At 36.9% G+C, this 8032-nt stretch carries 10 protein-coding genes and 2 tRNA genes; 8 read left to right on the top strand and 4 right to left on the bottom strand.

What is annotated here, in order from left to right:
• The first annotated feature begins 150 nt into the window (after positions 1-150).
• From WD019_RS15490 to WD019_RS15525, 8 genes are all read left to right on the top strand, one after another.
• Complete coding sequence (locus WD019_RS15490; RefSeq protein WP_425712068.1) at positions 151-585, top strand: helix-turn-helix domain-containing protein; 435 nt, start codon at positions 151-153, stop codon at positions 583-585.
• A gap of 170 nt (positions 586-755) precedes the next feature.
• Positions 756-1250 (top strand): PH domain-containing protein, encoded by a 495-nt coding sequence (locus WD019_RS15495; protein ID WP_026678179.1) that lies wholly within the window; start codon positions 756-758, stop codon positions 1248-1250.
• Between the two features lie 18 nt (positions 1251-1268).
• Positions 1269-2150: a thermonuclease family protein gene (locus WD019_RS15500; protein ID WP_425712069.1), complete on the top strand. Its 882-nt coding sequence runs from the start codon at positions 1269-1271 to the stop codon at positions 2148-2150.
• 59 nt (positions 2151-2209) lie between these two features.
• Complete coding sequence (locus tag WD019_RS15505; RefSeq protein WP_425712070.1) at positions 2210-2785, top strand: ImmA/IrrE family metallo-endopeptidase; 576 nt, start codon at positions 2210-2212, stop codon at positions 2783-2785.
• A gap of 23 nt (positions 2786-2808) precedes the next feature.
• Positions 2809-3600 (top strand): hypothetical protein, encoded by a 792-nt coding sequence (locus WD019_RS15510; RefSeq protein WP_425712071.1) that lies wholly within the window; start codon positions 2809-2811, stop codon positions 3598-3600.
• 20 nt (positions 3601-3620) lie between these two features.
• Entirely contained in the window at positions 3621-4244 is a 624-nt protein-coding gene (locus WD019_RS15515) for a hypothetical protein (protein ID WP_425712072.1), read from the top strand.
• Positions 4225-4833 carry a hypothetical protein gene (locus tag WD019_RS15520; protein WP_425712073.1) on the top strand — a complete coding sequence of 203 codons (609 nt, stop codon included), beginning with the start codon at positions 4225-4227 and terminating at the stop codon, positions 4831-4833. The genes WD019_RS15515 and WD019_RS15520 overlap by 20 nt, the downstream gene beginning before the upstream one ends.
• A 341-nt stretch (positions 4834-5174) precedes the next feature.
• Entirely contained in the window at positions 5175-6299 is a 1125-nt protein-coding gene (locus WD019_RS15525; protein ID WP_425712074.1) for a tyrosine-type recombinase/integrase, read from the top strand.
• Positions 6300-6409: 110 nt separating this feature from the next.
• Here the strand turns inward: WD019_RS15525 and WD019_RS15530 are convergent.
• From WD019_RS15530 to WD019_RS15545, 4 genes are all read right to left on the bottom strand, one after another.
• Positions 6410-6486 (bottom strand) — tRNA-Pro (locus WD019_RS15530).
• A gap of 31 nt (positions 6487-6517) precedes the next feature.
• Positions 6518-6596: transfer RNA gene (locus WD019_RS15535), tRNA-Arg, on the bottom strand.
• A gap of 227 nt (positions 6597-6823) precedes the next feature.
• Positions 6824-7258, bottom strand: coding sequence for a phBC6A51 family helix-turn-helix protein (locus WD019_RS15540; protein ID WP_425712075.1), 435 nt, complete (start codon positions 7256-7258; stop codon positions 6824-6826).
• A gap of 9 nt (positions 7259-7267) precedes the next feature.
• Complete coding sequence (locus WD019_RS15545) at positions 7268-7843, bottom strand: hypothetical protein (protein ID WP_425712076.1); 576 nt, start codon at positions 7841-7843, stop codon at positions 7268-7270.
• Between the last annotated feature and the right edge of the window lie 189 nt (positions 7844-8032).

Genomic DNA, 8032 nt, shown 5'->3' on the forward strand with positions numbered 1-8032 from the left:
TTTAATGTCGCACATTGTTTACACTTATGATTGTAAAACATGTACGAAACAATGTCAACTATGTACTACAAAATTTTTAGCAATTTTTTCTTAAATAACCGTAGTATTTGTTTTACAATATGTAATATAAAGTTTACAAGGAGAATCAAAATGAATGAATTAGGCTCCTTTTTGAGAGAGCTCAGGGGAAATAGATCTTTACGAGAAATTGCAGAAATTACCGGACTGAGCCACTCTTACATAGCAGATGTTGAAAAAGGATATAGAAGAGGAACGAAAAAACCGATAAAACCTTCCTTTGATACTTTGAAAAGGTTGGCGAAAGCATATGATTATGACTATGAAAAACTTTTGGAGATCGCCGGTTATTTAGATGAAGAAGAAAAAATCCAGGTTGCAGGAACAGAGGTTGAACTTACCGAAGAGGAGTTTAAAGTCCTTGAAGAAATAAAAAAACACCCAGTCCTCTTCCATGATCTTGCAAACGCACCAGAGAAGAAAATCAAGCAACTGATTAAGATGTGGGAGTTCATCAAGAAGGATCTCGACGATGACGAGGACAACGAAGATATTATCGATGATTAAAGCACGCTTAGGCGTGTTTTATTTTAAACAAATATCAGATATTTAACCTAACTTATATTATTCATTTAATTCCGCCCGTTATTGGGGGGGTATTTAGGGTATTTATTTTTTCGGTATCAATGGGACATTTACCCATTAATACATATAAAAAGTAAAAAGGGGCTAAAAACATGGGGAATTATACTAAACTTAACTATCGGTTTGGCATCATGGAATATCCAGTGACTTTAACGGAAATGGAGGAATTTATTTTAGAATTTCCAAAGTCGGAACGAAAGTTCTATGAACTTGCCATAAAAGCATTAAAAAAAGTGATCAAGGATAATGAAAAGATTTTTTCATTTGAAACAGCAAATCCCACCTTAACAAAGACTGGCTTTATCATTGTGGCAGAAAGCAAATTAGTTTTTGTAACGATGAAAGGCGGATTATTTGGTGGCGCTGAGACTGAAACCATTCAATATAAAGATATTGTTGAAGTTGATTTCGATATCGCTCCAAATCCTTTTGGTAAAGCTCTAATGGAGTTGGGGATTCTTTATTTAAAAATCAAAGGAGTTTTCGGATCGAAAAAAAGAACGATTCGTAATATACCAGAGAATAATCTTGATAGCGTCGTTAAAGCAATTAGAGATAAAGTAAAAGAACGTACAAATCAACTATGATATCTTGAGGGGGATAAAATGAAACGCTTAATTTTAACACTGCCATTAGTTCTTTCATTGATTGCTCTTGCAGCATGTGAACAACCGCAAAAAGCAAGCACAGATAATAACCAAACCGAGCAAGCAGCCAAAAAAGAAACAGATCAAAATGGTTCAAAAGAAAATAACTCTGCTACTAATGAAGATAAAGGAACAGCAGAAAAGGATACAAAAACAGAAACGCACCAAGCTACTACTAAACCTAAAACAACAAAACCGCAAACTAAAGCAAACCGAGCAAGTGTTACCCTCGTTGAAACAGTTGATGGCGACACAATTAAAGTCAACTACAAAGGTAAAGAAGAAACCGTTCGTTATTTACTAGTAGATACGCCGGAATCTAAAAAACCAGGAACATGTGTCCAACCGTTTGCCAAAGATGCCGCGGAGCGAAATCGCCAACTCGTGAACAGTGGAAAACTTACTCTTGAGTTTGAAAAGAGTCGCACCGATAAGTACGGACGATTACTAGCTTATGTATTTGTTAATGGAAAATCTGTTCAAGAGACGCTATTAAAAGAAGGATACGCCCGAGTAGCATACATTTATGAACCACCATACAAGTATCTCTCGACATATGAGAAAGCAGAAGACAGTGCTCAAGCGAAACATCTTAGAATATGGTCACGATCCGGTTTTGTAACAAACAGAGGATTTGTCGGCTGTGTTGCAAAAGTTATAAAGACACAACCGTCTAAACCGAAGGTTCCTTCTACTCCAAAACCAGAACCGGTTAAAACCAATTTTGCGAACTGCACAGATTTAAGAAGAGTATATCCAAACGGTGTGCCGTCCAGTCATCCGGCTTATCAGCCGAAAATGGATCGGGATCACGACAATTTTGCGTGTGAAAGAAATTAATTAATTGTTCAGGAGGAACCCTTCCTCCCCTTAATTTTATATTTAGGAGTCGTTACATCATGCAACTGGGGCAATTACTTCCGACAACTAAATCAGATTACTGGGAAGAACGGGCAGAAGCTGTTCTTTCCCACTTTAACTTTCGGTCAGCAGATGAAATCGACGTATTTGAGATTTGCCGCCGTTACGGGATAAAAATTTTGCCTTTTGAGTTTTATGAAGGGAATATCAAAGGCGGAATTAAAGCCTTCTCTATTCCAAAAAATCGCGGCCGCCGTGGACTTATTTACATTCGACCTGGTTTGAATGCGATCGAAAAAAAATTACTTCTTGCAGAGGAATTCTGCCACATTTACGCTCACCATACATCACAAATTGGAATGGACAAGCATTACATTGGCAAACTTGAAGCCCAGGCAAAACGAATGTCAGCTTATCTTCTTATGCCCGCACGATTTTTGGAGGATGTATATGTTGCTGCGATCGATCAGGCGGTTTTTATTTCGGAGATTGCTGATCATTTCCTTGTGACAGAGAAATTTGCAAAGTATCGGTTACAACTGGTGTTTAATCGGAAAGTGGACCTTATTGCTTCGATTGGTGGTAAGGTCGGGGCGATTCAGTGGTTGGACTAAGATAGAAAGGGGATAATAATTATATGGCAGTTCTAAACTTCTACACATTAAACACAGCGGAACAAATGGATTTATTTTACTCCGAAGAGGATAAATTAAATCTAAATGCTGTTAAGGAGATTATGTTAGAAAATTCAGCTCCATATAGTAATGCAGAAGGTGTAATAACTGGTGAAGGTTTTTTCTCTATTCAAACAAAGGTGATAGAAGAAAAACCGCTTATTGAATGTTATTGTACCGCTCAAGGTAGTTTAGGATATTTTTATGAAGCAAAAGTTATTGAAGATCAAATAACCACCACTAGAACACAGCACCAATACTACAGTAAAGCATTAATTAACATTACTGAGGACAATTTTCTTATTATTAAATTTGATTATTCCAATGAAGAATCTTCAAAAAGTAAAGTTAAGTCAATTGTTGAACAGTTGGGATTTGAGGCCACAATATTCCGGCTTGACAATGATCTTCTTAGGAAGGTTCAAGAAAGATATAAATGGACTGCTGCCAAACTAGATAAAATCGAAAAACATGGCGATAGTACCAAAAAGGTTTCTTATGAAATAGACCCATCCGATGATCAATTTCAATCTGAAGTAGACGAATTATATAACGAACATGGTAAAATGTCGCATATAAAATTTGAAATGCCATATCGTGCACCAGGAGCCCCAAATACGGTTACCGTTAAATTGTACAGTGATGGTCATAGAATTGTCATTGATGAAAGTGAAATTCCTGACCCTGAATTATTTAAAGGATTTATAATACATTTATTGAATACATTATATGATCTTAAAACTAGTCAAACCTAGTGCCCAGGAGGGGTTTGAAAATGAAGTTTACCGTTTTTAAATTAAGTAGTACAAATAACTATATAAAATTAAAAAAGCAAAAGTCAAATTTTTTCTTTAGTAAACCAGATGACATAACGGTTTTTCACTTTAATGAAATTAAAAATGATCTCCTTCATGTAGTTTTTAGAGTATCGGATGAATATTTGATCGGGACTAAAAAAGGTGTAAATCATCTTAATTTACCCTTCTCCCAATTTGTAAATTCTTTTCTTTTCAAAGATAAGGGCTTTTTTTTAATCGAATCAATTGACCCAAAATATGTTGAGGAGATCGTTAAATATATCAAAAAGAACACTGGTATGAAATTAGATTACTACCCTTTTAATAAAAAAAACATGGGGAAAATGGTCTCTGCGTTAAATGCTCATATAAAAAAGGTTGAATATTCAAATGATGTTGGTGACGATTTTTATAAGGATTTCGTTAAATTTGAGGAGTTCGAAAGAATAAATAATGAAAATAACATAGAATATATCGTGTTAAGCGTGAAGGACAGATTCGTATCAATTAATAGTAAAGGAATAATTTCCGTTGATAACAGCGACGAGGACTTTTTAATCAACTTTACTGAGGTAATTGTAAATGCTCTTTCAAATAATTAATATAGCTGTTACTGTTGCATTAGGGTTTCTTTCTGCAGCCCTAGGCAACTTTCTCGAAAAACCTATAAGTAACATGTTTATAATCGCTTGGTCCATTATTGTGTACCTTTTAGGAACAACAATACAGATTTTAGTTACCGCAAACAATAATTTATCAAATGAGCTGCAAACTGTTAAGAACAACCTCAGCTCTATTTTTCTTCAAAAAAGGGAAAGTGGCATAAATACTTACGATATAGCAATATATCCAAGTTTAGTGAATGACACACTACAACGAGGAACAAATAGAAATTTTAAAGTATATATAAATTCTCCTATTGAAGTGGATCATTTTCCTGATCTTGAAATAGTAACAGAGCATTTATGGGAGATTAAAATTGCCGGAAAGGTAATTACGCATAATTTCCATGCAGGGAGATACAAATATTTTATTTCAAATAACCATTTAGTAAACGTTTTAGACTCAAAAAAGTTCTTTTTATATGATCTTGATATTAAAATCGATGAAACCGGAATACAGACATTCACCATAATCGCAGAATCAAGAAATTTAAAATCAGTTATCAATAATTCGATAAAAGTTGTCTAGGAATTATACCCTTTTGCCCTTTAAGGGTTTTTCTTTTACTATGCACGCGAACGTACGTTTTGTTCGTCTTTCGAAAAGGAATATATATAATTTTCAACTCTTTAATTACCGAATTAACCGTTTATTCTGTTTACTTTTACCATAACCGTAGATGGCAAGATGTTATTTTAAAGGAATCAATTAAATTAGTCTTAGCCCATTTCGGGTTTTTCTTTAGTTCTAAAACAGAACATACATTCTAAAAACATACAATTTATTTTACAAGCCGTTGATGCAAAATCAGTAATGTCATTTGTGGAAAGCGTGTTTATTTAGTTATCAAAGAAAGGAGTAAGTTTTTTATGAAAGGTCATGTTCGAAAACGTGGAAATAAATGGTGCTTTGTACTCGATCTTAAATCCGACGACGGAAAGCGCCGGCAAAAATGGTTTAGTGGATACCGTACACAAAAAGAAGCAGAAAAAGCGATGGCTAAAATGATTACTGAAATAAACGAAGGAACATACATTGAACCTTCTAAAGAAAAATTTAGTGATTTTTTAGCAACCTGGTTAGAACTAAAAAAAACGAAGGTTCGACAAACAACATTTGACACATATAATATGTATACAAAAAATCACATTCTACCAACAATCGGACATTACCGACTGGATCAATTGAATGCCGTTCATCTTGAGAAATTATATATCAATTTAAGTCAACACTTAGCAGCTAAGTCCATTCTGAAGGTTCATGAAATCATTCGTAATGCTTTAGGTTACGCTAAAACAAAAGGATTTGTTCGTGAAAATGTAGCATTATTAGCAGAAACGCCAAAAGTAACACGAAAAGAAATGAAGGTATGGAACGAAGAAGAAGTACGCCGATTTTTAGAAGTAGCAAAAGGAGACCGCCTTTATATTGCTTTTCACCTCGCGCTTACAACAGGTATGAGGCGGGGAGAAATATTAGGTTTGCGATGGAAAGATATTGACGTAAAAAATAAGATGCTTTCAATTAACCAAACACTTTCGAAGGACGGATCCCACTTTCAGCCAGCTAAATCGGAAGGCTCATATCGATCAATTGCTTTAGCTCAATCAACCTTGGACGAGCTTGCAAAACACTATAAAATGGTCCGTGAAGAAAGGTTTAGATATGGACGTGAGTATCAAAATCTTGATCTTGTAGTTTGCACAACATTGGGAACAAAAGTCCTGCCACGAAATCTTTCGAGAAAATGGTACAGTCTTTTGAAGAAAGCTGATGTTTCAAAAATCCGTTTCCATGATCTACGTCATACTCATGCAACGCTTATGCTTAAACAAGGGATCCATCCTAAAATAGTGAGTGAACGATTAGGGCATTCATCCGTACAAATTACATTAGATACTTATTCACACATTTTGCCCGGACTACAAGAAGCAGCCGCTGCTAAATTTGACGAAAATTTATTCGGAGTCAAAAACAAATCACAATCAATATAAAAATTTATCTCGAATTCAAGCGTTTGCAAAATGTTTGCAATTGAGCACCACGCAAAAAAAGCGGTATTTCAGCAAAATCCTGAAATACCGCATGGTTATTATCTTTATTATGGTCGGGAAGACAGGATTTGAACCTGCGACCCCCACGTCCCGAACGTGGTGCTCTACCAAGCTGAGCCACTTCCCGTCTAAGAAAAGCCTTATAACAAGAAGTAATATGGCGCGCTCGAAGGGATTCGAACCCCCGGCAGACGCGGTACCGGAAACCGCCGCTCTATCCAGCTGAGCTACGAGCGCAATATAAACGTTGGTACGACGGGATTTTTTAAGCGTTGGCCTATTCGAAAGCATAACGGTGTTTCGGAAAAGGACGCGTTGTCCGTCGTTTGAGTGGACGTTTTAGCACCGTCCGCGCTTTCTTATTATACGCCAAATCTCGACGTTTTTCAATACCTGAATTTTGCGTTTAGCGGACGCGGTAAAATAAACCGAGGACAAAAGAAAAAACCGCCCGAAGGCGGCCGTTAATTCAATAATTCGTCAAGTTTACGTAATTCCTCCGCAATCTCCTGCTTTGTTTTACGTACTGGTGCGTCATTTTCTTTCGTCACGATTTCGCGTTTATCGACCAGACGGCCGCTAAGTTTGTAGTAAAGCTCAAGCGCCTTTATTGCCGGTAACCCGTTATTACTCGTACCCTTAATCAGCTTCATTAATTGTGCATCAGCCACGGAGCGGTAACTATCGAGTGTTATATCGGACAGCGCCGACATGTATTCGATAAAGCGTAAGTCTTTCTTACGCCAGTTCCATAAAGCTACACGCGACACACCGACTTCCTCCGCGATCTCCTCTAACTTCCGTTTTTCTTTACCCGCAAATTCGTTTGATACAAGTAATTGCGCGGCAAGAAGTTGTTGATCGGTTAGACCGTGTTTTAAATCGTCTAATGTTTTCATCTTATCACCTCAAATTAAATGTTTTATCGATTCGTACTGTCTTCGGTATCTTTTAGTTTCCATAATAAAACGTATAGGATCGGTCTTTAATCGGTTGTACTCGTTCCTATACGCTCTTTCTAGTTCCCTATAATCGTCACGGCCGCTGTCATAAAAACTATCGCTGCCAAACAGTTGTAAACTTAAATACAGATGTGTCGCGACGTGGTCTGGATCAATCGTTGGTACGTGTTGCAGAAGCGCCTGGTTTACTTTATCCATATAGCGCAAAATATCGATTACCATCGCACCTGTAACGGATGAAAATAAACCTTTAGACATCGATAACAATTCGCCAATTCTGCGGTACTTATCGAGTTTTTTCGTATCAATCGGAATTAACTCGCCGGAATCCATTAGTAATTTCGCATATCTTATTACAATTTTTTCAAACGGCTTCAACCGCTCAACGAGAACTACTGACAAAGGAATCGGTACAAAGTCTTCTGGCGTTTTTTCAGGTAAGCCACGATTTAAACGATCCTGGCGAATTTTCTCTTTGTATTCCCTTGTTTTTTCCTCGATTTCATCAAAATCGATCATCATATCACCTCAGATAAAAAAAGCAGCCCCGCGAAGGAGCCGCCCGTTATTTTAAGCGCCAGCCATGCCAGCCTGCTCGATTTCGTCCGCAATTACCTCGATTAACTTTCTCGCGGTATGTCGGTCAGTAGGTCCGCCGTTAATATTAATACTGCTGATGTTTAGCGTAACCCCACCGTTACCTCCTCGCTG

It is taken from the genome of Fictibacillus sp. Mic-4, from assembly GCF_049843615.1.
In the GTDB taxonomy this organism is placed as follows: domain Bacteria; phylum Bacillota; class Bacilli; order Bacillales; family Fictibacillaceae; genus Fictibacillus_A; species Fictibacillus_A gelatini.